Here is a 22840-nt window from a genome sequence, read left to right as displayed (position 1 = left end):
AGGACGAAGAGCAGTTTCAGATGAAACCAGCCGAAACTCCACGCCCCGATTTCGACCATCAGCATCAGGCCGAACAGCCAGGTGAGGACCAGCGAAGGGTTCAGGATGATCTTGAGCAGCCGGGTTTCGCGTTCGATCCAGCGCCGATCCTCCGCCGATCCGGGCGCGGTTTCCTGATGATAGACGAAGAAGCGCGGCATCATGAACAGCCCCGCCATCAGAAAGATGACGAAGATGACATGGGCGGCCTTCACCCATAGATAGGCGGCGCCAAGATAGGCCATCAGCTACGAACTCCTTCCCTGCGCACATAGCTAATGAGTGCTTCGACATGTGCAATGGGCGTGTCGGGCAATATGCCATGGCCAAGGTTGAAGATATGGGGCCGGTCGGCAAAGGCCGCGCGGATCATGTCGACCGCCTCCTCCACCGCCGCGCCGCCCGCGATGAGGGCGAGCGGATCGAGATTGCCCTGCACCGGCATGCCCGCAGGCAGCGCCGCATTGGCCCAGTGCGGATCGATGGTTTCATCAACCCCCACCGCATCCACGCCCGTCTGCGCCGCATAGTCGGCGAGCTTCGCGCCCGCGCCCTTGGGGAAACCGATGACGGGAATGGCCGGGTGGATGGCCTTGAGGTGCGCCACGATGCGTTGATTGGGTTCGATCACCCAGCGGCGGAATTGCAGCGGAGACAGGCTGCCCGCCCAGCTGTCGAACAGCTGCACCGCGTCCACGCCCGCATCGATCTGACCACTCAGATAGATGACCGTCGCGTCCACGATGGCATCGATCAGCGCGGCGAAGCGATCGGGTTCATTATAGGCCATGCGACGGGCAAGGGCGTGATCCTTGCTGCCCTGCCCCGCCACCATGTAGGTCGCGATGGTCCAGGGGCTGCCCGCAAAGCCCAGAAAGGTGACCGAGGGGTCCAGCGCGGCCTTCACCTGTCGCACGGTGTCGTAGATGGCGTCGAAGCGGGTGAAATCGGGCGTCAGCGCCGACAGATCCGTATCCGCGATGACGGGGGCAAGGCGTGGCCCCTCCCCCGCTTCGAACCACAGATCCTGCCCCATCGCATAGGGAACGATCAAAATGTCGGAAAAGAGGATCGCGCCGTCGAAACCGAAGCGGCGCAGCGGCTGGAGCGTGACTTCGGCGGCGGCGGTGCTGTCATAGACCAGTTCGAGGAAACCGCCCTTGTCCGCCCGCAACGCGCGATATTCGGGGAGATAACGTCCCGCCTGGCGCATCAGCCACATGGGCGGCCCACCGGTCGGGGCGGCGGGGTGATCCCCTTTCAGGACGGCGAGCAAGGGCTTTTCGGAAAGGCTCGCCGGAGCGTCTTCGCGCATCACATTCTCTCTTATTATTTAGATTCAAGGGATGATGGAGATAGTTGGTCCGTTGGCAGCGGGGTTTATGCGCTGTGCCCGATTTTGCCAACAACTTGACTCCGTAGAGTCACGGATAGGGCCGCGAGTCAGTCACTTCATCCCCGTTATCCACAGGCTGTGGATCGAATCCGGGGTCTGTGGGCGAGCTGTGGATAGATTTTCGGGAGTCGGGGACGGGAAAAAGCCCTGAACTTATCCACAATTTCATCCCTTGCTTTATCCACAGCCCTCCAACACAGATGTCCCCATGGCGCGCATCCACCTGCATCTTCTGTCCGACTCTACCGGCGAAACGCTGGAAAATATCGCCAAGGCGGCGATCGGCCTGTTCGAAAATGTCGAGGCGATCCGCCATTTCTGGCCCATGGTGCGGTCCGAACTGCATCTGGACCGGATCATGGAGGAAATCAGCGCCAATCCGGGGCTGGTGCTGTTCACGCTGACCAATCACATGTTGCGGCGGCGGCTGGAAACGCGGTGCCGCGCGCTGGGCCTGCCCCATGTCGCGGCGCTGGACAGCGTGGCCGACGCCCTGTCCAACATATTGGGGCAGGAAACGCGGACCCGGCCGGGGCGCAAACATATATTGGACGAAGCCTATTTCGCGCGGATCGAGGCGATCCAGTTCACCATCGCCCATGACGATGGGGTCGGCCATGAAAATTGGGAGGAGGCGGACATCGTGCTGGCGGGCGTGTCGCGCGCGTCCAAGACGCCGACGTCCATCTACCTTGCCAACCGGGGGTATAAGACCGCCAATATCCCGCTGGTGCCGGAATCGCCGCCGCCGCGCAGCCTGTACAGCCTGCGGCATCCGATGGTCGTGGGGCTGACCGTCAGCCCCGAACGGCTGATCCAGATAAGGCGCAACCGTCTGCTGTCGCTCAATCAGGCGCCCGAAACCGCCTATGTCGACAGCGAGAAGGTGCAGGCGGAACTGGCCTTCGCCCGGCGGATGTTCGCCGACAATGGATGGCCGGTGATCGACATGACGCGCCGGTCGATCGAGGAAGCGGCCGCCGCCATCATCAACCTGTTCAACGACCGCGAACTGGCGGAAGGGCATGACGCATGATCATATTGGCTTCGCAGAGCGAGAGCCGCAGGGCGTTGCTGAACGCGGCGCAGGTGCCGTTCGAGGCGCTGTCGCCCGGCGTGGACGAGGATGCGGCGAAGGAAGCGTTGCGCGCCGACGGGCTGGACGCGCGCGGGCTGGCCGATGCGCTGGCGGAACTGAAGGCGCTGAAGGTTTCGCGGCGGGTGCCCGGCGCGCTGGTGCTGGGGTGCGACCAGACACTCAGTCTGGCGGACAATGTCGGGGAGGGCGAAGAGCGCGGCGCGATGATCGACAAGGCGGTCGACCGGGCGGATGCGGAGCGAATCCTGCGCCTGTTGTCGGGCCGGGTCCATCATCTGCACAGCGCGGCGGTGATCGCACTGAACGGCGAAGCGATCTGGCGCCATGTCGAGCGGGTGCGGATGACGGTGCGGCCGTTGTCCGATACGTTTATCCAGTCCTATCTGGATGCCGACTGGGACGCGCTGCGCTGGTGCGTGGGATGTTACCGGATCGAAGGGCCGGGCGTGCAGATATTCAGCAGGGTGGAAGGCAGCCAGTTCGCGATTCAGGGGTTGCCGCTGCTGCCGCTGCTTGACTTTCTGCGCGTGCGGGGCGTTTTGGCGGCATGAGCGACGCACTCCCCTATGCAGAGGTTATCGGCGACCCGATCGGCCATAGCAAATCGCCCCTGATCCATAACTTCTGGCTGAACGCGCTGGATATAGAGGCGGAATATCGCAAGACTCATGTGCCGACGGGGGGATTGGGCGCCTATTTTCTGCAACGGCGGTCCGACCCGGACTGGCTGGGGTGCAACGTCACCATCCCGCACAAGATCGCGGTGCTGGATTATGTCGACGATCCGGGCGGCGTGCGCGAACGCATCGGCGCGGTCAACACCATCGCCAGCGAAACCGGCGGGCCGCTGATCGGCACCAACACCGATGCGGGCGGGTTCCTGCAACCGTTGCTGCGCGATAAATGGAAGGGGAAGAGCGCCGTCGTCCTCGGTTCGGGCGGGGCGGCGCGCGCGATCCTGTTCGCGCTGACCAGCCTTGGCGTGCCGGACATCACGGTCATGGCGCGCGATCCGGCGAAGGGGCAGGCGCTGCTGGATTCCGTGGGCGCCGGCAGCGGGACGAACGGCCGGGCAATCCGCATGGGCGACGCGCTGCCCGCCGCCGACCTGCTGGTCAACGCAACCGCGCTGGGCATGGTGGGGCAGCCGGTGCTGGACATCGACCTTGCCCCCCTGCCCGATGGCGCGACCGTCTATGACATCGTCTATGCCCCGCTGGAAACCGGGCTGCTGAAGGCGGCGCGGGCGCGGGGTCTGAATATACTGGACGGGCTTGAGATGCTGATCGGGCAGGCGGCGCTGGCGTTCGACATATTTTTCGATGCGCAAGCGCCGCGCGAACTGGACGCGGAATTGCGGGCGATGCTGATCGCGGCCGGCGACTGATGAAGGTCTATGGCCTGACCGGTTCCATCGGCATGGGCAAGTCGGCGGTCGCGGCGATGTTTCGCAAGATGGGCGTGCCGCTGTTCGATGCGGATGGCGAGGTGCACCGGTTGCAGGGACCGGGCGGCGCGTTGATCCCGGCGATCGAGGCGCGCTTTCCCGGCACCACCGGGCCGCAGGGCGTGGACCGGGCCAGGCTGGGCGCGGCGGTATTCGGCGATCCGGGCGAACGGCGCGCGCTGGAGGCGATCGTCCATCCGGCGGTACAGGCGGCGCGGCGCATGTTCCTGCGCCGACACCGGTCGCGCAGGTTCGTCATTCTGGACATTCCCCTGCTGTTCGAGACGGGCGGGCAGAAAAGGCTGGACGGGGTGATCGTGGTGACCGCGCCCGCATGGAAACAGCGCAGGCGGGTGCTGGCGCGGCCGGGCATGCGCGCGGCTAAATTTCGCCAAATCGTCCATCTGCAGACCCCCGATGCTGAAAAGCGGCGACGGGCGGACTATATCATCCATACGGGTACGACATTTGCCGCTACCCGCGCACAGGTCAGGCTTCTGGTTGCTTGCCTTGGCGCGAAGACAGGCAGATAAGGGTTGGCCCACAGAGTCGAATGAAGAGGGCGATGCGCGAGATTATTTTCGATACCGAAACGACGGGATTCGATCCGGCATCCGGCGACAGGCTGGTCGAGATCGGCTGTATCGAACTCATCAATCGCGTGGCGAGCGGCCGGACCTTCCACGCTTATTACAATCCGCAGCGCGACATGCCCGCCGCCGCCGAAGCGGTGCATGGCCTGTCCAGCACATTCCTGTCCGACAAGCCGCTGTTTGCCAGCGGCGTGGCGGAGCTGCTGGCGTTTCTGGAAGACAGCCCGCTGGTCGCGCATAATGCGCGGTTCGATTTCGGATTCCTCAATCACGAACTGCGGCTGTGCGGCCATGCCGAAGTGTCGATGGACCGGATGATCGATACTGTCGCCATCGCCCGCACGCTGCACCCCGGCGCGAAGCACAGCCTGGACGCGCTCTGCACCCGTTACGGCATCGATCGCAGCCATCGCATCAAGCATGGCGCGCTGCTCGACGCCGAATTGCTGGCGCAGCTTTATATCGAACTGAACGGTGGCCGTCAGATCGGCCTGAGTCTGGCACAGGAGGAAGCCAAAGACATTGTCGGGGCGGAACTGACGGCTGCGGCCGTGGTTCGCCCTGTTCGTCCCGCGCGGGTGTTTACCGCCAGCGCGGCGGAGCTGGAGCGGCATGCAGCGTTCGTCGCGACGCTGAAAGACCCGCTCTGGCACCAGGGGGCATAGACCGAAAGGCCTGTGCCGCCATGCCCACCGGATGCCCGTTCCAGCATCCGGCAAAAACAAGGAGAAGGCATATGGATATTCGTATTTCCGGACATCAGGTCGAAACGGGTGATGCGCTGAAAAGCCATGTCACCGATCGTCTGGAGGCGATGGCCGAGAAATATTTTTCCCGCACGCTTTCCGCTCAGGTGACCTTTCGCAAGGCACCGCACGGGGCATTCCATTGCGACATCGTCTGCCATGTGATGACCGGCCTGATCCTGAAGGGCGCGGGCGAGGCGCAGGATGCGCATCCCGGTTTCGATCAGGCGGCCGACCGCATCGAAAAGCAGCTGCGCCGCTATATGCGCCGGTTGAAGGATCGCAGCGTGCAGGCCGCCGCCGCCGAAGCGCAGCGGGCCAATGGCTATAGCGTCGATGACATCGACGGCGCGGGCTACACCATCTTCGCCGGTGGCGGTGAGGATGAGGAAGACGCCGCCGACGCGCCCCTGATCGTCGCGGAAACGCGGGTCGACATTCCCGAAGCCAGCGTGTCGGACGCGGTGATGATGCTGGACCTGCGCAACACCAACGCGCTGTTGTTCATGAATGCAGGCACGTCGGCCTACAACATGGTCTATCGCCGCCATGACGGGACGATCGGTTGGGTCGAACCGCGTGGCTGACGCCGCGCATCATGGCCGGGTGGAACCTCGCGCCTGAAGCCCATGCGTGGCGGCGAACGGAAACGTCGCCGCTGACGTCCATGCCGGCGGCGGGAACATAGTCCGTCGCCGGGGTTTGTGAGAGGTGGTCTGGTCGCGCAGACACCCGACCCCTGACCCCGCCCGGACATGGTTCGGGCATGGGCCGCCTGTTGACCTGATGGTGCAGGCGGCTTATGGGGCCGGGCTTTCATTGCCCGAGGATTTGCGCGAATTTTTCGCCCGCGCGCCCCGGCCGGTTCGGATTGACCATGGTTAACTTCAACGACATCGTTGCGCCCGAAGCGCTTGCCACGGGCCTGTCGACCAACGGCAAGAAACAGCTGTTCCAGAAGATCGCGACGCTGGCCGCCTGCGCCTATGATCTGGATGCGGACGACGTGGGCGATGCGCTGTTCGAACGCGAGCGGCTGGGGTCCACCGGCTTTGGCGGCGGGGTCGCCATTCCCCATGCGAAGATTCCGGGCCTGAAGGCGATGTGCGGCGTCGTGGTGCTGCTGGACCCGGCGGTGCCGTTCGATGCGGTGGACGAAGCGCCGGTCGATGTCGTCTTTGCCCTGTTGTCGCCGGTCGATAGCGGCGCGGAACATCTCAAGACACTGGCGCGGGTGTCACGTTACCTGCGCGACGATGCGCAGGTCGCCCGGCTGCGCGGCGCACAATCGACGGAGGCGCTGCATGCGCTGCTGGCGGGCGGCGGGGCGCGTGACGCTGCCTGAGGCCGATCCCGCGCAGGTGGCCAGCGGCGAGGCGGCCCATTTCCGGGCGCTGGAGAATCTCTATCGGTCCGCACCGATCAACCGGCTGTTCCGGTCCGAACTGACCATCAGCGAAGCGGGCCGGTCGGTTATCGCATTCGATGTCGACGAAAGCCAGTTCCACGCTGCGGGCGCGGTGCATGGCACCGTCTATTTCAAGATGCTGGACGATGCGGCCTTCTATGCCGCCAACAGCCTGGTCAGCGACCGATTCCTGCTGACCACGGCGTTCAACCTGCTGTTCACGCGGCCGATCGGGCCGGGGCGAATCCGGGCCGAAGGCCGGTGGATCAGCGGCAAGCGACGCGTCTATGTCGCCGAGGCGAGTCTGATCGATTCGGATGGCGAAGAGGTCGGCCGGGGCACCGGCACGTTCATGCGGTCGCAATTTCCGCTGTCGTCTCTGCCGGGCTATGGCGCCTGACGCCGGGCCGACCGCGCGGCTTACCAGTGCGATGCTGGTGGGTGCGCTGCGGCGGCGGGTGGCGGCGGCGGGCGGATTTGCGACGGTGATCGTTAAGGGCGACGAGATCAGCGGCGTGATATTAATCCAGACGCTTGAAAAGGGGGAATTATCCGGCCTTTTCGAACGGGTGTCGAACTTTGCCGGTGGTCATGCGTTATTGCGCTGTGGTCCCGATGTTGGCGAAGGGGTGCAGGCGATCGACGCCTATCTGGCGCGACGGCGCAGGTCCGACCCGGACCTGTGGGTCGTCGAACTCGACATCCCGCAAGCGGAACGCTTTGCCGTGGAAACACTCTGCTGATCGTTGACACTGCGTCATGGTTTGGGCACAGGCCCCCGACGCCAACGCGCAGGTTGCCGAATTCGCCCGAAGGGGGGCGGGGCCGGTAAACACGCAGACGGGGGGCGGCCGAACGTCATGGAATATGGTTAAACGACGTTTCCGGCCAAGAACCGCACGATTTTGAGCCGTAATGAGTTTTCGTCTGAGAGCTGCCATCGTGGCAGCCTTTGCCCTGTCCGCCGCCGCTGCGGTCTCGGCTTCCGACATGTCGATCGCGGGTGAATCCCTCGCTTCGGTTACGTCGCTTCCGCAGGCTTTCCCTGCCACTACCCCGACTGGCGATGAATCCGCCGTCATCTTTTCCAAGCCGCGCGAAGTGTCGCAGCCGCTGGAATCGGCCGCCAAGGCCCAGAACGCCATTTCCACCGACGATGTGCAGGCATCCAGCCTCGCTGCTCTGGTCGACGCCCAAGGCGCACCGGAGGAGCTTGACGGCGATATGAAGTGCCTGGCCGGAGCGGTCTATTTCGAAGCCAAGGGCGAAAGCCTGGAAGGCCAGCTGGCCGTGGCGCGCGTGATCATCAATCGCGCCAAGTCCGGCCGCTTTGCCGACAGCCTGTGCGGCGTGGTGTATCAGCCGAGCCAGTTCAGTTTTGTACGCGGCAATGGCATGCCGCCGGTGCGCGAAGCCAGCCGCAGCTGGCGCGAAGCCGTCGCCATCGCCCAGATCGCGATGGACGACAGCTGGGACAGCGTGGCCGAAGGCGCCCTGTTCTTCCACGCCCGTCGCGTATCGCCTGGCTGGGGCAAGCCCCGTCTGGCGTCGATCGACAATCACGTCTTCTATCGCTGAAGACCGACGGCGCGGGCATCGCGCGCGTCCGACAGGATGATTTCATGGCAAGGCCGGTTCGGATGTCCGAATCGGCCTTTTCTTTTGTTCCCCAATTGTTCTAAGATCGCGGGATGAGTAGCATGCCCACCGATGCCTGTTCCCCCCTGATCGACGGCACAGCGCTGGCGGTGGCGCGGGGGACGTTGCGGCTGTTTTTTCGCCATGACATGAGCGGCATATTGGAAGTGCCGCTGCCCAACGGGCGGCGCGCGGACATCATGGCGATCGATGGTGCGGGGCGGCTGACCATCGTGGAGATCAAATGCAGCCGCGCCGACCTGATCGGTGACATGAAATGGCCCGACTATTTCGATTATTGCGACCGATTTTACTGGGCGGTGCCCGCCGGGTTCGATCTGTCCCTGTTCGACAGCGAAGCCCTATGGCCGACGCGCACCGGCCTGATCGTTGCGGACCAATATGATGCCGAACTGGTGCGCCCTGCCCCGGTCGAGCCGTTGGCGGCAGCGCGGCGCAAGGCCGAAACGCTGCGCTTTGCCCGGCGCGCCGCGCGACGGTTGACGGCGCTGAACGATCCGGATCATGCTGCCGAACTGGGCTGGTAAAAGTGGAGGCATAAGTGGTCGCATCTGAAAATTCGGTCCGGAGCCTTGTGCGACCCGCCCGGAACACGGCCGCGTGGCGAATTGGTGGCGCGGCAATTGCCGATCGCGCTGCCCGCGCTGGAGTTTGAAGCGCAGCGGGCCATTCCCGAAGATTGGGGTCAAGGCCGACCTGGATGGTGCATTCCCATAACCAACCGGCGTTTTGCGCTGTCGATCGGATGCGGGACGCTGGCCGCGCATCGACGGTGATCTATGTTTCATCCAGCCGTCGCGGCCGCGCGTGTGGAACTGGTACGGGCGGGTGAACATGGTGCCGACCCTGCAGCGACTGGCCGATGCGCTGGAAGCCTGTATCCTGCGCAGCGGGGTCGCCCATCATCTGCGCTGGTGGAGCGAGGATGAGGTGGAAGAAGGACGGGCGTGATCCCCGCCCCGCGCATGTCGCGCATCATGCGTTGGATCGCGATGATGGCTGATCCGTTCGTTTTGCGCCTGATGCGGCCTGTTCTGGCGGGGAATGGAAGGGCCTTACTTCCCTGAATCGCGTGCGCCGGAAACAGGACGGGCTTCGACAGGCTCAACCCAAACGGATTTTATCGAAGGTTAGATATCCTCTAAACGGCGATCAGAAGACCGGGCCCTGTACCGCGCCTGCGGGTTTGGCGTTGGTCTTTGCCGCATCGAGCGCTTCGGTAAGGCCGGGGGTGCGGCTGTCGCGGGCGGCATAATCGCGGGCGGACATGCCAGCGATGCTGTCGCGCTTTTCCGGGTTCGCGCCCTGCGCCACCAGCAGGCGGACGATGCCGACGTCGCGCAGCTGTACCGCCCGGATCAGCGGGGTTTCGCCGCTGTCATTCACCTTGTCGACCTGCGCCTTGTAGGTGAGCAGCGTGCGGACGCCTTCTTCGAACCGGCCCTGCACCGCGTCCATCAGGGGGGTGTTGCCGTCATTGTCGGCCAGATTGGGATTGGCGCCCTTTGACAATAGGAAGGTCAGCCATGTGCTGTCGCGGCGCGCGACGATGATGTGCAGCGCATTTTCGCCGCTGGTGACGTCGCGGCTGTTGATGACGGTGGAGCCGGGTTTCTGGATCAGGTCGGTGACTTTCTGTCCGTCCTTGTCTTTTACCGCCTTCAGAAAATTATAATTGTCCGAAAACTGGGCCTGTGCGGGGCCAGGCGTCAACAGCGCCAGCGCCATGGAACCCAGGAAGAAGGAAACAAATTTGGTCTTCATCATCGCGCCCCGTTGCATTGCAAATCGCGTCCTAGCAGGGCATGGCTGGCCATGCCATGAACAAAGACGTCGCCGCCCCCATTCTGCCCTTTCTGGCCCTGCCTTTTCTGGCAATATTGGCCGCATGCAATATGGGGGGCGCGGGCGACGCATCAAGCGGAGACAGCGTACAGGGTGAATTGACCGGCGCGCGGATCGGTGCGCCCTTCATCCTGACCAATCAGGATGGCAAGCCGACCCGATGGGACGATTATAAGGGGCAATATCGGCTGGTCTATTTCGGCTATACCTATTGCCCCGACGTCTGCCCGGTCGACCTGCAACGCATCATGCAGGGTTTCGCGAAGTTCGAAAAGGCAAAGCCCGCGCTGGCGGCGAAGGTGCAGCCGATGCTGATCAGCGTCGATCCGGAACGGGACACCCCCGCCGTCCTGAAAACCTATGTCGCCGCGTTCCATCCCCGCCTGATCGGCCTGACCGGCACGAAGGACGAGATTGCAAAGGTCGCCAAGGATTTCGTGGTGATCTATAACCCGGAACAGGCCAAGGGCACGACCGACTATCTGGTCAGCCACAGCCGGACGCCCTATCTGTTTGATGGCGACGGCAAGCCCGTCGCGCTGGTGCCGGTGGACGACCCGGCAACGCCGGACGTGGATGAAGGCGCGCCGGACAAGGTGACCGCCTTTCTTGAAAAATGGGTCAAGTGACGGATTTCTGGGAAAAACCGCTCGATCAGCTGGACCGCGCCCAGTGGGAGGCGCTGTGCGACGGATGCGGGAAATGCTGTCTGCACAAGGCGGAGGATGAGGATACGGGGCGCATCTATCCCACCAATGTCGCCTGCCGCCTGCTCGACCGGCAGAGCGGGCAATGCAGCAATTACAAGGACCGGCGCAAATTCGTGCCCGATTGCGTGCGGCTGACCCCGGCCAAGGTGAAGCAGATCGGCTGGCTGCCGCGCACCTGTGCCTATCGGCTGCGTGGCGAGGGGCTGCCGCTGCCCGATTGGCATTATCTGATCTGCGGCGATCGCGAAGCGGTGCATCGCGCGGGGGAATCGGTGCGCGGATGGACCGTGGCGGAAGCGGATGCGGGCGATTGGGAACATCATCTTGTCGACCGGGAATTGTGACGCCGCGATCCTGATCGACGGCGTGCCGATGCCGGTGCTGGTGCGCCGTTCGGCGCGGGCGCGATCCTATCGACTGACGATCGACGCCGCGCGCGGGGCATTGCGCCTGTCGCTGCCCACGCGGGCGAACCTGAAAAAGGCGCTGGGCTGGGCGCAGGATCATGAAGGCTGGGTGCGCGCGCAGATGGCGAAGCAGCCCGCCGTCACGATGCTGGACCATGGCGCGACTTTCCCGCTGGAGGGGCGCGATGTCACCATCCAGTGGGTTGCAGGGGCGACGCGGACGATCCGCCTGGACGGCGACCGGCTGATGCTGGGCGGCGCGGCGGAATCGGTGGGCGCGCGGGTGCAAAGATGGCTGGTGGCGCGGGCGCGGGCGGTGCTGGAAACCGAAAGCCATGCACTGGCGCGCGAACATGGGCTGATCGTGGCGTCGGTGGGCGTGGGCGATACGCGCAGCCGATGGGGCAGTTGCGCGTCTTCGGGTGCGATCCGCTATAGCTGGCGGCTGATCATGGCGCCGCCAGCGGTGCGCCGGGCAACCGTGGCGCATGAACTGGCGCATCTGCTGCATATGGACCACAGTCCCGCCTTTCATGCGGCGCACCGGCGCATCTATGGCGCCGATCCCCGGCCTGCGCGCGAATGGCTGCGCGTGCATGGCGGTGGCCTGCACCGATACCGAGCCTGAAACATGGCGCGGCAGAAGAAACGGTATCTGAGCGCGACCATGCCCGATGGCTATGTGAAGCGGATCGGGCCGACGGCGGACCCCTTGACCCATTATTGGCGGATCGTCGCCGTGCTGGAAAATGGCAAGACCGAGGTATTCTGGGGCCATACGCGGTCGCTGGCGGAGGCGAAGAAGCTGAAAGGCCCGGCGGCGGACGGAGCGAAGATGCGCGGCTGGACAAGCTATGTCTTCGAAATTGCCGAACTGGTGGAAGAGCCGGTCTGACCCTTTGGAAGAAGGGAGGCTCTTCGACAGGATCAGGGCGAACGGAGATTGGAAGGCGCGTTTAGCCCCGGTGCGGCCAGGCGCCCGATGCGTCGCCGGGGCAGTCATGCGCCGCGTCGCGCTGGTGCGGCAGGCCACAGGTGCGGCAGGTGACATAGTCGCCGATCTTCAGGCCGTGGCCGACCGCCACCCGTTCATCGAAGACATAGCAGTCGCCCTGCCAGCGGCTGTCGGCTTCCGGCATTTCCTCCAGATAGCGCAGGATGCCGCCCTTGAGATGATAGACATCGTCGAAGCCGCGCGCCTTGACGAAGGCGGTCGATTTTTCGCAGCGGATGCCGCCGGTGCAGAACATCGCGATTTTGGGCTGACGCCCCTGCGCCTTCAGGTCTGCGGCGAAGGCGTCGAACCATTCGGGAAATTCGCGGAAGGACCGGGTTTCCGGGTCGATCGCCCCTTCGAACGTGCCGACGGCGACTTCATAGGCGTTGCGCGTATCGATGACGACCGTGTCGGGATCGGCGATCAGCGCGTTCCAGTCCGCCGGGTCGAGATGGGTGCCCGCCCGATTGGCGGGGTCGAGATCGCCCGCGCCCAGCGTGACGATTTCCGCCTTCACCTTCACCTTCATGCGGGCGAAGGGGGCTTCATGGGCGTGGGCATATTTGACGTCCATGCCGGCGCAGCCCGGCAGGGTGCGGATATGGGCGATGAGCGTGGCGATAGCCTGCGCATGGCCCGCGACGGTGCCATTGATCCCCTCCCCCGCCAGGATCAGCGTGCCGCAGGTTTCCAGATCGCCGCACAGGCCGCGCAGATCGGCGGCGATGGCGGCCGGATCGGTAAAACGGGCAAAGCAGTAAAGCGCGGCGACGGTATAGGCAGGCGGGATGGCGGACATGATCATGCCCCTATAGTCATGTCCGCCTGCTCTTGAAAGAGCGGGCGGACGGGCGCATAGGCGGGATATGGTTCCCCTTTCGTTCGCAGGACATGTCTTTATGGCGTTGCCCGAAGCCGCGCTTTACTGGCCGGCGCAGCGGGCCTTGCTGGTGGCCGACCTGCATTTCGAAAAGGCGAGCTGGTATGCGCGGTTCGGGCAGTTCCTGCCGCCGCATGACAGCCATGCCACGCTGGACGTGATCGAAACGCTGGTGGCGCGGACGGGGGCGCAGGCGGTCTGGTGTCTGGGCGACAGTTTCCACGATGCGGACGGCGCCGCACGGCTGGACGACGGCGCGCGTAGACGGTTGTTTTCCCTGACGGAAAAAATGGACTGGGTCTGGATCACCGGCAATCATGATGTCGCCGTCACGCACATGCCGGGCGGACGCCGGGTGGCACAGGCGCAGGTCGAGGGAATCTGGTTGCGGCATGAGGCGGAGGCGAACGAATCCGCCCCCGAAATTTCCGGCCATTTCCACCCCAAGCTGCGCCTGTCGCTGCGCGGGCGGCATGTGTCGCGGCGGTGCTTCGTGGGATCGGCGACGAAGCTGATCCTGCCCGCGCTGGGTGCGCTGACCGGAGGGCTGGATGCGGGCCATGGCGAGATTCGCAAGGCGGTGGGGCCGGACGCGGCGGCTCTGGTGCCGGTCGCGGACCGATTGCTGCGCTTTCCGTTATCGTAAGGTAACGCTACGGAAAGCAGTTATTAAGCTGTTGCCGATAGGTCACATGACATGATCATTCGGCCACCTGCATCATCAAAAATCGCAGAAAAGCTGGGCTGTCTTGCCATCGCCCTGCTGTGGCAGCATAATCAATCACAGTTCCGACGCGGCAAAAAGCCGTGCGGACCAGGAGAGGATCAGAGCATGATGACTGACAAGAGTCTGTGGGTGTCCACCGCCGTGATCGCACTGGCTTTGGGGGCGTCCGCCGCCCATGCTCAGGATGAAGCCGCGCCGCAACCGGTTGCGGACGATAACAGCACCAATATCATCGTTACCGCCACCCGCCGTGCCAGCCCCCTGTCCGACGTGCCGATCGCCGTGTCCGCCGTGGGCGCGCAGGCGATGCAGAATAGCGGGGCGAGCGACATACGCACGCTGAACCAGCTGGCGCCTTCGCTGCTGGTGTCCTCTACCGGGTCCGAAGCCAATGCGTCGGCCCGTATCCGCGGCATCGGCACGGTGGGCGACAATCCGGGGCTGGAAAGCTCCGTCGCGGTGTTCATCGACGGCGTCTATCGTTCGCGCACCGGCGCGGGCCTCAACGAACTGGGTGAAATCGAGCGGGTCGAAGTGCTGCGCGGGCCGCAGGGCACCCTGTTCGGCCGCAATGCGTCGGCGGGCCTGATCAACATCATCAGCAAGGCGCCGGAAAATACATTCCACCTCAATACCGAAACAACATACGGCAATTATGATTTCTGGCGCCTGTCGGGCCGGGTCACCGGGCCGATCGCGGACGGCGTCGCCCTGTCGCTGGACGGCGTGTGGAGCAAGCGCGACGGTTTCTACACGCTGGTCGACGGCACGGGCAACAAAGTGGGCGATACCAACGACCGGAACCGCTATTTCCTGCGCGGACAGGCGTTGATCGAACCGACCGATGCGCTGTCGATCCGGCTGATCGGCGATTATACCAATCGTGACGAAAGCTGTTGCGGCGCGGCCTATATCGAGGCGCGGGAGCGGCGTCCGGCCGGTGCGGGCTATGACACGGCTCCGTTCAACCGGATCGCGGCGATCCTGGCGGGTCAGGGCAGCGTCATTCCCGCCGACCCCTATGATCGCGAATTGCATGTGACGCCGGGCCGTGACTATGTGAGCAAGCTCAAGGACTGGGGCGTGTCGGGCGAAATCAATTATGATTTCGGCGGCGCGAAGCTGACCAGCATCACCGCCTATCGCGACTACAAGTCCCGCGATTATGGGGATTATGACTATAATCGCGCCGATCTTCTCTATCGCGATCCCAACACCTATCGCCAGTTCAAGACCTTCACTCAGGAATTGCGGTTGCAGGGTTCGGCGTTCAGCGACAAGCTGGACTGGCTGGTCGGCGGCTATTACGCCAATGAACGGCTGACCTTGCAGGACAATATCCGGTTCGGCGCCGATTATGGGCGCTTTGCGGCCTGCCGCCTGATGGCGGGTGCGGGCGTGAACAGCAATTTCACGCAGCAACAGCTGATGGCGTGCGGCAGCGGCGCTGCGACCGGGGCGCTGATCACGGGGACGCAGGCGCAGCTGAATGCCGGGCTGGCCCCGGCCATCCGCGCCAGCCTGATCGCGCAGGGCGTGCCCGCGGCGCAGGCTACGGCGGTCGCCAATGCGCAGGCTTCGGCGATTTCGACCGGGCTGGGCAACGGGCTGCGCGCATTGGCGGCCATCCCCGCCGGTACGGGCGACGTCGCATCGCTCTATCGCCAGAAGAGCGAGAATTGGGCGCTGTTCACCCATAATATCGTGCATCTGACCAAGCGGCTCGATCTGACGCTGGGCCTGCGCTACACGCATGAAAGCAAGCGTTTTTCGTCCGACTTCAACAATAATAACGCGACCTGCGCGGCATTGCAGCCGGGGCTGGCGCCGATTGCCAGCAATGCGGCGCTGGGCAGCGCGGCAGCGCTGGCTGGCGGCATATTGACGCTGGGGTGCCTGGGCAATGGATCGACCAGCCTGAACGCGCTGGACCTGAACGACAGGATCAGCGACGGCGAATTTACCGGCACGGCCGTATTGTCGTGGAAGCCGATCGACGAAGTGCTGGTCTATGGCAGCTATTCCAAGGGCTATAAGGCGGGCGGTTACAATCTGGACCGGTTCCAGCTGGGGTCGACCGGCCTGAATACGGTGCCGGCCGTTTATGCGCCGCGCACGAATGCCGACGTCGCCAGCCTGCGCTTCGCCGCCGAAAAGGTCGACAGTTTCGAAGTCGGCCTGAAATATGTGCAGCCCAAATGGAGCGTCAACGTCGCCGCTTTCCGTCAGGAGTTCAAGAATTTCCAGCTGAACACCTTCAACGGCACCAGCTTCGTCGTGCAGAACATCAACGGATGCGACAGCGCGTTGTCGGCGGCGCGCACCTGCGCCAGCGGCGATGTGGGACCGGGCCTGATCAGTCAGGGCGTGGAACTGGAAGCGAGCGTCAGCCCGGCGCGCAATTTCCGCGTTTCGGGCGGCGCGACCTATGCCCGCGCCAAATTCGCCAACCGGCTGGTCGGCAGCGGCGACGGCAGCGTGCCGTTGGACCCGGCGCTGTTCCTGCTGCCCGGTTCCATCAACAGCAACGCGCCCAAGATGGTGACGACCGCCAGCATGGCATGGACGCCGGACATCGGGTCGACAGGCCTGTCCGCGCTCTTCTACGTGGACGGGCGCATGACCAGCGACTTCAACACCGGGTCTGACCTGTTCCCCGAAAAGAAGCAGGACGGGTTTGCCGTGTTCAACGCCCGCGTCGGCATTCGCGGACCGCAGCAGCGCTGGTCGCTGGAATTCTGGGGCCAGAATATCTTCAATCAGGATTATACCCAGGTCGCCTTCTCCAGTCCGCTCCAGTCGAGCAGCCCGGCGACGTCGACCACCGGGCAGTTCGCACTGGGCGCGCCGATGGCGAACCAGCTGATTTCGGCCTATCTGGCCGAACCGCGCACCTATGGCATCACTTTGCGCGGGAGTTTCTAGGACGGTCGCCATTCCGTTCTGGCGGCCTGCAAATGGCGCTTTTGCGTGCTTCCGGTGCTCACCTACTTTTAGTAGGCTGCACTCCGGGTCACACAAAAGCACCACTTTCGTCACGCCATCTCCTGAATGGCGATCCGCCCTAGTTTGAAGAATTGCGGAGCATACCGCGCCCGCTCGCCGGAACGGGGCGAGCGGGGGATGGCCTTTCCCCGAACAGGGCCGTGCCGACGCGAATATCGGTCGCGCCCAGCATGATGGCGGTTTCATAATCGCCAGACATGCCCATCGACAGGCGCGGGAGGCCCTCTTCCCGCGCCATTTTTGCGAGCAGGGCAAAGAAGGGCGCGGCCTCCACATCGGCGGGGGGCACGCACATCAGGCCCAGCAGCGGAATGTCGGCGGCGCGCGCGGCGGCGATCAGCGCAGGCGTGTCGGCAATGGCGCAGCCACCCTTCTGATCTTCCGCCCCGATATTGACCTGAATGAAGCAGGGAATGCGCTTGCCCGCCGCGTCCATCGCCTTGGCCAGCGCAGTCAGCAGCGACGGGCGGTCGAGGCTGTGGATCACGTCGAACAGGCCGACCGCGTCGGCGGCCTTGTTCGATTGCAGCTGGCCGACCAGATGCAGTTCCACCCCTGAAAATTCTTCGCGCAGGGCGGGCCATTTGCCCTCAGCCTCCTGCACGCGATTTTCGCCGAAGACGCGCTGCCCGGCGTGGAGCAACGGGCTGATGGCATCGGCATCATGGGTTTTCGACACGGCGATCAGGTTGATGTCGTCCGCGCCGCGATTCGTCAGGCGGGCGGCGCGGCCGATCTGTTCGCGCAGGTCGGCGAGACGGGCCGCCGCTTCGATAAGGCTGTCTGTGGTCATGCGCGCTGCTATAGGCGATGGCCATGTCCAATCGCCACCGCAAAAAGCTGCCGCGAAAGATGGCGCGTCCTCTGCCTCTGACCCTGCCCCTGCTGTGGCTGATGACCGATGAGCGGGTGACGGACGCGGCGTTGCTGGCGGCGGCCGCGCGGCTGCCCAAGGGGAGGGCTGGCATCGTGTTTCGCCATTATCGCAGCGCGCCGGATGTGCGGCGCGCGCTGTTCGACGGGTTGCTGGCGATTGCGCGGCGACGGCGGCTGGTGCTGGTGCTGGCGGGTGATGCGCGGATGGCGGCGGCGTGGAGGGCCGATGGGGTGCATGGCGACGGGTATCGGGTCACACGGCCGTTGCTGCGCAGCCGCGCCGTGCATGATGCGCGCGAAGCCGTGGCGGCGAGCGGCGCCGACCTCTGCTTCGTATCGCCACTGTTCCCGACGCGGTCGCATCCGGGTGCGGGGGCGCTGGGCCGGGTGCGTTTTGCGGCGCTTGCGCGGCGGGTCGATGCGCCGGTGATGGCGCTGGGCGGCGTCCGGCGCGGGCATCGGCGGTCGCTGCGGGGCATGGGCGCGGCGGGCTGGGCGGCGATCGACGGATTGACCTGATAAACCAGTCTGTTCGATTCTCGACAGGCGCGACCCGAACGGCCTGGGATCAGTTCCAGTCGACCCGCGTCCAGCCGCGCTGCGCCGCCAGTTTCGCCAGCGGCTTATGCGGGTTGCTGGCAAAGGCGATGTCGGCAAATTCCAGCATCGGCGCATCCGACACATGGTCCGAATAGGCGCGAATATGCGCCTGTGTCCGGTCGATCGCCTCGGCCGCCATCCACGCCTTGATCATGCGCAGCTTGCCGGTGTCATAGCAATTTTCGCCCGCGATTTTGGCGCGGACATAGCGCAGATCCTGACTGAGATGATCGGTCGCGATGACCGCGTCGAAACCCAGCCGCCGGGCGATCGGTTCCACATACAGGCGATAGGAGGCGGTGGCGAGGACGAGGCGATAACCGTCGGTGCGGTCCTGCGCTATTTGCGCCACGGCCCCTGCGCGCAGGTTGTTTGCGATCACCTTGTCCGCATAGCTTTCGACATGGGGCATCAGTTTCGCCCGTTCGACATTGAAGCCGATCATCAGCGCCTGATTGAGTTCCTTCAGCCGCTGGCGCGTGATGAGCTTCATCACATAGGCGAGCATCAACAGGATGACGCAGGGGAAAAGCACCAGCCGCCAAGGGGCCATGCGGCGCGCGACATGCATCAGGAAGCCGGTATAGGTGCCGCTGAACGTCACCGTGCGGTCCATGTCGTAGATGGCCAGCCTATATTCTGTCATGCCGTATCCGAAACTTTTGCCCGTGCCCTTCGTTCTGGCTTGGCGATGGGCCGTTTCGGCTTGCCGTGCAACCGATAATGGACCAGTAATCCCATCGCATGAACAAAGCCGCCGATCTGACAGAGGATAATCGCGACGGCAGCAATGTGGTCCGGCTTTCCGGATCGCTTGCCATCGCCTGCCTTGGCACGCTGCCCGAACGGCTGGATGCCATTTACGGCCCGGTCGATGCCATCGACCTGGCCGGGGTCGATCATATGGACACGATCGGGGCATGGACCGTGCATCGTGCGGTCAAGCGGCTGAAATGCGACATCAGCGGCGCGAGCGATGACGCCCGCCGCCTGATCGACGCGGTGGCAGAGCTGGACGAACCCGTGCCGATCCGGCCCGATCATGTCCACCCCATGCGCCGCGTGGTCGGGCAGATCGGCGAAGCGGTCTGCGCATCGGGCACGACGCTGGTCGGGCTGCTCGGTTTCTTTGGCGCGACCCTGTCCGCCAGCTGGAGCGTCATTCGCCAACCGCACCGTTTCCGCCTGAACGCGGTGGTGCAGCGGTTCGAAGTGGTGGGCGTGTCGGCGCTGGGCATTATCGGCCTGATGAGTTTCCTGATCGGCATCGTTATCGCCCAGCAAGGTTCGGTGCAGCTGCGCCAGTTCGGTATGGAGATGCTGACGATCAATCTGGTCGGTCGCCTGACTTTCCGCGAACTGGGCGTGCTGATGACCGCGATCATGGTGGCGGGTCGGTCCGGTTCCGCCTTTGCCGCGCAGCTGGGCACGATGAAGCTGACCGAAGAGGTCGACGCCATGCGGACCATCGGCGTGTCGCCAATGGAGGCGCTGGTGCTCCCGCGTACCTTGGCAGTCGTTGTGATGATGCCGTTGCTGGGATTCTATTCCTCCATCGTGGCGGTGATCGGCGGCGGATTCCTGTGCGCGGTGGCGCTGGAAATTCCGCCCATCACCTTCGTCCAGCGGCTGCGCGAAGTGGTGCCGATCACCGACCTGTGGGTCGGCCTGATCAAGGCGCCGGTATTCGGCATCATCATCGCCCTGTCGGGCTGTTTCCAGGGGATGCAGGTCAAGGCCAATGCCGAGGAAGTCGGGCTGCGCACGACGGCTGCGGTGGTGCAGGCGATCTTCCTTGTCATCGTGATCGACGCCTTTTTCGCGGTGTTCTTTACCTGGGTGGGGTGGAACTGATGAGCGAAGAGGAGATTCGCGAGGAAGAACGTGTCGATGCCGCCGTGGAACGCGGCGACATCGCCATTTCCGTGCGTGGGCTGCGCAACAGTTTCGGCGACCAGATCATCCATGACGGGCTGGATCTGGATGTGCGCAAGGGTGAGATATTGGGCGTGGTCGGCGGATCGGGCACCGGCAAGTCGGTACTGATGCGCACGATCATCGGCCTTCAGACGCCGGACGCAGGCGATATTCACGTGTTCGGCGAATCGATGGTCGGGCGGCTGGATGACGAGGCGCTGGCGATCCGCAAGCGGTGGGGCGTGCTGTTTCAGGGCGGCGCGCTGTTTTCGACGCTGACGGTGGCGGAAAATGTCGAAGTGCCGATCCGCGAATATTATCCCAATATCGGCGCGGAACTGCGCGATGAAATCGCCGCGTACAAGATCCGCATGACCGGCCTGCCGACCGAAGCCGGTCCCAAATATCCGGCCGAACTGTCAGGCGGGATGAAGAAGCGCGCCGGTCTGGCCCGTGCGCTGGCGCTGGACCCGGACCTGCTGTTTCTGGACGAGCCGACGGCGGGTCTGGACCCCATCGGTGCGGCGGCGTTCGACGATCAGACGCGCAAGTTGCAGCAGACGCTGGGCCTGACCGTCTTCCTCATCACCCATGATCTCGATACGCTGTATTCCATCTGTGATCGGGTGGCGGTGCTGGCGGACAAAAAGGTGACGGCGGTGGGCACCATCGACGAATTGCTGGCCACCGATCATCCGTGGATTCAGGAATATTTCAACGGCCCGCGCGGCCGGGCCGCCACAGCGGCGGTATCGCGCGAAAAGGGTCGTGACCATGCAGAGGCGGCGCAGGGGCCGTCGGACGGAAGGCGATAGGATATGGAAACCCGCTCCAATCATGTGCTGGTGGGCGCAGTCACATTGTTGCTGCTGGCCGCGATCATGGCCGCCGCCTTCTGGTTCTCACGCATTTCCGATGGTGAGAACAAGGAATATGACATCTTCTTCAAACAGTCGGTCAACGGGCTGGCAAAGGGGTCGAGCGTCAATTATTCGGGCGTGCCATCGGGCAAGGTCGAAAAGATCGAGCTGTGGAAGCGCGATCCCAGTTTCGTGAAGGTCCGCATTTCGGTGAAGGACGGCACGCCGGTATTGCAGGGTACGACCGCGACGATCGCGGGCGTCGGCTTTACCGGGGTGAGCGAAGTGGTGCTGGACGGCGCGGTCAAGGGCGCGCCGCCCATCGCCTGCCCCGCTGAAAATCCGCTGGCCGCCTGCCCCGATGGGGTGCCCGTGATCCCGACCAAGCCGGGTGCGCTGGGCGAATTGTTGAACAATGCGCCGCAGCTGCTGGAACGTCTGTCGACGCTGACCGAACGGCTGACCGAATTGCTGAACGACAAGAATCAGCAGTCGATCGCGGGCATACTGGCCAATGTCGAGCGGGTGTCGGGCGCACTGGCCGATCGCAGCCCTGAAATCGCTGCGACGCTGGCCGAAGCGCGGATCGCCGTGCAGCGCACCGGCGTTGCCGTCGAACAGATCGGCAAGCTGGCCGCGACCACCGACGCCATGCTGAACGACGAAGGCAAGCCGTTGATGGCCGACCTGCGCAAGAGCGTGCAGGCCGCGACCCACAGCATCGAGACGCTGGACAAGACCATCGGCGAAGCCCAGCCGGGCGTGAAGGCGTTCAGCACGCAGACCATGCCGGAGGTCAATCAGCTGGTGAAGGATCTGCGCGAGATGTCCCGATCCTTCCGCGGCGTTGCCGAAAAACTGGATCAGCAGGGCGCCGGATCGCTGGTCGGATCGCCCAAGCTGCCGGACTATAAGCCATGATGGGAAAGATGCGGACCATGTTCCATGTGAAACATAAGAGCGCGCTGATGGCGCTGGCGGCTATTGTGATGCTGCCTGGTTGCGTGTCATTCGGGGCCAAGCCGCCGACGCAGTTGCTGACGCTGGACGCGGCGCAGAAGGTGCCCTCCGGTGCGGCACGGGTCGCAGGCGATGGGCGCACGCTGGTCATCGCCGACCCCGAAGCGCCCAAGATGCTGGATACGGTGCGGGTGCCGGTGCAGACCGGGCCGACATCGGTCGCCTATGTGACGAAAGTGCAATGGGCCGATACGCCGCGACACCTGTTCCGTCGCCTGCTGGCCGAAACCATTTCGGCGACGACCGACCGGGTGGTACTGGATGCGGGCCAGTTTTCGGGCGATGGCGGGCAGCGGCTGGGTGGTGAGCTGGTCGCGTTTATGGTGGATGAGGCAAGCCATAGCGCCGTTGTGACCTATGACGCGGTGCTGACTACGCCTAACGGCGTGGCGCTGGCGCGGCAGCGTTTTACCGCCAGCGCGCCGGTGAATGGAAAGATCGAGGCGACGACCGTGGGCGCGCCGATCAATGCGGCGGCCAACAAGGTTGCAGCGGACGTTGCGGCATGGGCCGCGGCGGTCAAGGAATAGGACTTCCGCCTCCCCCCGGCACCGGGCCAGGGCAGGCCTTTTCGATTAGAGCATGATCCGTTCACAATGAATCGGATC

General features: G+C 64.2%; 28 protein-coding genes. 22 read left to right on the top strand and 6 right to left on the bottom strand.

Translation table 11 applies throughout. The annotated features are described in order from the left end of the window. Positions 1–284: CopD family protein (locus tag ACOJSJ_RS03830; RefSeq protein ID WP_420143664.1), on the bottom strand; the 284-nt coding region annotated here is incomplete at its 3' end. After that, positions 284–1354, bottom strand: a complete 1071-nt coding sequence (gene hemE, locus ACOJSJ_RS03825; RefSeq protein ID WP_420143663.1) for a uroporphyrinogen decarboxylase — start codon at positions 1352–1354, stop codon at positions 284–286. The genes hemE and ACOJSJ_RS03830, both read right to left, overlap by 1 nt. Before the next feature lie 289 nt (positions 1355–1643). On the opposite strand from hemE, the gene ACOJSJ_RS03820 reads away from it, so the two are divergent. The 11 genes from ACOJSJ_RS03820 to ACOJSJ_RS03770 all read left to right on the top strand — a co-directional run bounded on the left by ACOJSJ_RS03820 (position 1644) and on the right by ACOJSJ_RS03770 (position 8914). Then, on the top strand, positions 1644–2471 hold the full coding sequence (locus ACOJSJ_RS03820; RefSeq protein ID WP_420143662.1) for a pyruvate, water dikinase regulatory protein: 828 nt from the start codon (positions 1644–1646) through the stop codon (positions 2469–2471). After that, complete coding sequence (locus tag ACOJSJ_RS03815) at positions 2468–3085, top strand: Maf family protein (RefSeq protein ID WP_420143661.1); 618 nt, start codon at positions 2468–2470, stop codon at positions 3083–3085. The genes ACOJSJ_RS03820 and ACOJSJ_RS03815 overlap by 4 nt, the downstream gene beginning before the upstream one ends. After that, the gene (locus tag ACOJSJ_RS03810; protein ID WP_420143660.1) at positions 3082–3921 is read left to right on the top strand and encodes a shikimate dehydrogenase family protein; all 840 of its coding nucleotides are present in this window, start codon (positions 3082–3084) and stop codon (positions 3919–3921) included. Before ACOJSJ_RS03815 ends, ACOJSJ_RS03810 begins: the two co-directional genes overlap by 4 nt. Beyond that, positions 3921–4514 (top strand): dephospho-CoA kinase, encoded by a 594-nt coding sequence (gene coaE / locus ACOJSJ_RS03805; protein WP_420143659.1) that lies wholly within the window; start codon positions 3921–3923, stop codon positions 4512–4514. The genes ACOJSJ_RS03810 and coaE overlap by 1 nt, the downstream gene beginning before the upstream one ends. A 32-nt stretch (positions 4515–4546) precedes the next feature. Continuing rightward, a complete protein-coding gene (gene dnaQ, locus ACOJSJ_RS03800; RefSeq protein ID WP_420143658.1) occupies positions 4547–5239 on the top strand; it encodes a DNA polymerase III subunit epsilon in 693 nt (230 codons plus the stop codon). A 71-nt stretch (positions 5240–5310) separates the two neighbouring features. Next, positions 5311–5907: a ribosome hibernation-promoting factor, HPF/YfiA family gene (gene hpf / locus ACOJSJ_RS03795; protein WP_420143657.1), complete on the top strand. Its 597-nt coding sequence runs from the start codon at positions 5311–5313 to the stop codon at positions 5905–5907. A 290-nt stretch (positions 5908–6197) separates the two neighbouring features. Beyond that, positions 6198–6665 (top strand): PTS sugar transporter subunit IIA, encoded by a 468-nt coding sequence (locus ACOJSJ_RS03790; protein WP_420143656.1) that lies wholly within the window; start codon positions 6198–6200, stop codon positions 6663–6665. Then, positions 6625–7128: a PaaI family thioesterase gene (locus ACOJSJ_RS03785; RefSeq protein ID WP_420143655.1), complete on the top strand. Its 504-nt coding sequence runs from the start codon at positions 6625–6627 to the stop codon at positions 7126–7128. Before ACOJSJ_RS03790 ends, ACOJSJ_RS03785 begins: the two co-directional genes overlap by 41 nt. Beyond that, positions 7118–7471 carry a DUF1491 family protein gene (locus ACOJSJ_RS03780; protein ID WP_420143654.1) on the top strand — a complete coding sequence of 118 codons (354 nt, stop codon included), beginning with the start codon at positions 7118–7120 and terminating at the stop codon, positions 7469–7471. Before ACOJSJ_RS03785 ends, ACOJSJ_RS03780 begins: the two co-directional genes overlap by 11 nt. Before the next feature lie 172 nt (positions 7472–7643). Continuing rightward, positions 7644–8306, top strand: a complete 663-nt coding sequence (locus ACOJSJ_RS03775; RefSeq protein WP_420143653.1) for a cell wall hydrolase — start codon at positions 7644–7646, stop codon at positions 8304–8306. Positions 8307–8419: 113 nt separating this feature from the next. Then, positions 8420–8914, top strand: a complete 495-nt coding sequence (locus tag ACOJSJ_RS03770; RefSeq protein WP_420143652.1) for an MmcB family DNA repair protein — start codon at positions 8420–8422, stop codon at positions 8912–8914. A gap of 625 nt (positions 8915–9539) precedes the next feature. Here ACOJSJ_RS03770 and ACOJSJ_RS03765 read toward each other — a convergent pair. Further along, positions 9540–10154: an ankyrin repeat domain-containing protein gene (locus ACOJSJ_RS03765; RefSeq protein ID WP_420143651.1), complete on the bottom strand. Its 615-nt coding sequence runs from the start codon at positions 10152–10154 to the stop codon at positions 9540–9542. 38 nt (positions 10155–10192) lie between these two features. Here ACOJSJ_RS03765 and ACOJSJ_RS03760 point away from each other — a divergent pair, with 38 nt between their 5' ends. From ACOJSJ_RS03760 to ACOJSJ_RS03745, 4 genes are read left to right on the top strand one after another with little or no spacing between them, the layout of a single operon-like run. Next, the gene (locus ACOJSJ_RS03760) at positions 10193–10861 is read left to right on the top strand and encodes an SCO family protein (RefSeq protein ID WP_420143650.1); all 669 of its coding nucleotides are present in this window, start codon (positions 10193–10195) and stop codon (positions 10859–10861) included. Beyond that, the gene (locus ACOJSJ_RS03755) at positions 10849–11286 is read left to right on the top strand and encodes a YcgN family cysteine cluster protein (RefSeq protein WP_420143649.1); all 438 of its coding nucleotides are present in this window, start codon (positions 10849–10851) and stop codon (positions 11284–11286) included. Before ACOJSJ_RS03760 ends, ACOJSJ_RS03755 begins: the two co-directional genes overlap by 13 nt. Then, positions 11243–11977: a M48 family metallopeptidase gene (locus ACOJSJ_RS03750; protein WP_420143648.1), complete on the top strand. Its 735-nt coding sequence runs from the start codon at positions 11243–11245 to the stop codon at positions 11975–11977. The genes ACOJSJ_RS03755 and ACOJSJ_RS03750 overlap by 44 nt, the downstream gene beginning before the upstream one ends. A gap of 3 nt (positions 11978–11980) precedes the next feature. Further along, positions 11981–12244, top strand: a complete 264-nt coding sequence (locus ACOJSJ_RS03745) for a hypothetical protein (protein ID WP_420143647.1) — start codon at positions 11981–11983, stop codon at positions 12242–12244. A 61-nt stretch (positions 12245–12305) separates the two neighbouring features. Here ACOJSJ_RS03745 and ACOJSJ_RS03740 read toward each other — a convergent pair whose 3' ends face one another. Next, positions 12306–13145: a rhodanese-related sulfurtransferase gene (locus ACOJSJ_RS03740; protein ID WP_420143646.1), complete on the bottom strand. Its 840-nt coding sequence runs from the start codon at positions 13143–13145 to the stop codon at positions 12306–12308. Between the two features lie 67 nt (positions 13146–13212). Here ACOJSJ_RS03740 and pdeM point away from each other — a divergent pair, with 67 nt between their 5' ends. Together pdeM and ACOJSJ_RS03730 are read left to right on the top strand one after the other, a co-directional pair. Beyond that, entirely contained in the window at positions 13213–13872 is a 660-nt protein-coding gene (pdeM, locus tag ACOJSJ_RS03735; RefSeq protein WP_420143645.1) for a ligase-associated DNA damage response endonuclease PdeM, read from the top strand. A gap of 189 nt (positions 13873–14061) precedes the next feature. Next, positions 14062–16878, top strand: a complete 2817-nt coding sequence (locus ACOJSJ_RS03730) for a TonB-dependent receptor (protein WP_420143668.1) — start codon at positions 14062–14064, stop codon at positions 16876–16878. 139 nt (positions 16879–17017) lie between these two features. On the opposite strand, the gene ACOJSJ_RS03725 is transcribed toward ACOJSJ_RS03730, so the two are convergent. Then, on the bottom strand, positions 17018–17752 hold the full coding sequence (locus tag ACOJSJ_RS03725) for a YggS family pyridoxal phosphate-dependent enzyme (RefSeq protein ID WP_420143644.1): 735 nt from the start codon (positions 17750–17752) through the stop codon (positions 17018–17020). Positions 17753–17775: 23 nt separating this feature from the next. Here ACOJSJ_RS03725 and ACOJSJ_RS03720 point away from each other — a divergent pair, with 23 nt between their 5' ends. Beyond that, entirely contained in the window at positions 17776–18354 is a 579-nt protein-coding gene (locus tag ACOJSJ_RS03720; RefSeq protein WP_420143643.1) for a thiamine phosphate synthase, read from the top strand. 49 nt (positions 18355–18403) lie between these two features. On the opposite strand, the gene ACOJSJ_RS03715 is transcribed toward ACOJSJ_RS03720, so the two are convergent. Next, entirely contained in the window at positions 18404–19081 is a 678-nt protein-coding gene (locus ACOJSJ_RS03715) for an HAD family hydrolase (RefSeq protein WP_420143642.1), read from the bottom strand. 98 nt (positions 19082–19179) lie between these two features. On the opposite strand from ACOJSJ_RS03715, the gene ACOJSJ_RS03710 reads away from it, so the two are divergent. The 4 genes from ACOJSJ_RS03710 to ACOJSJ_RS03695 are packed head-to-tail and all read left to right on the top strand — an operon-like array spanning position 19180 to position 22762. Further along, positions 19180–20289, top strand: a complete 1110-nt coding sequence (locus ACOJSJ_RS03710; protein ID WP_420143641.1) for an MlaE family lipid ABC transporter permease subunit — start codon at positions 19180–19182, stop codon at positions 20287–20289. After that, positions 20289–21167: an ABC transporter ATP-binding protein gene (locus ACOJSJ_RS03705; protein ID WP_420143640.1), complete on the top strand. Its 879-nt coding sequence runs from the start codon at positions 20289–20291 to the stop codon at positions 21165–21167. Before ACOJSJ_RS03710 ends, ACOJSJ_RS03705 begins: the two co-directional genes overlap by 1 nt. A gap of 3 nt (positions 21168–21170) precedes the next feature. Beyond that, a complete protein-coding gene (locus ACOJSJ_RS03700; RefSeq protein WP_420143639.1) occupies positions 21171–22133 on the top strand; it encodes an MlaD family protein in 963 nt (320 codons plus the stop codon). Between the two features lie 17 nt (positions 22134–22150). After that, positions 22151–22762, top strand: a complete 612-nt coding sequence (locus ACOJSJ_RS03695) for an ABC-type transport auxiliary lipoprotein family protein (protein ID WP_420143667.1) — start codon at positions 22151–22153, stop codon at positions 22760–22762. Positions 22763–22840: the final 78 nt, after the last annotated feature.

It is taken from the genome of Sphingobium sp., from assembly GCF_048594625.1.
Classification (GTDB): domain Bacteria; phylum Pseudomonadota; class Alphaproteobacteria; order Sphingomonadales; family Sphingomonadaceae; genus Sphingobium.
This window is presented reverse-complemented; position numbering and strand designations above follow the sequence as displayed.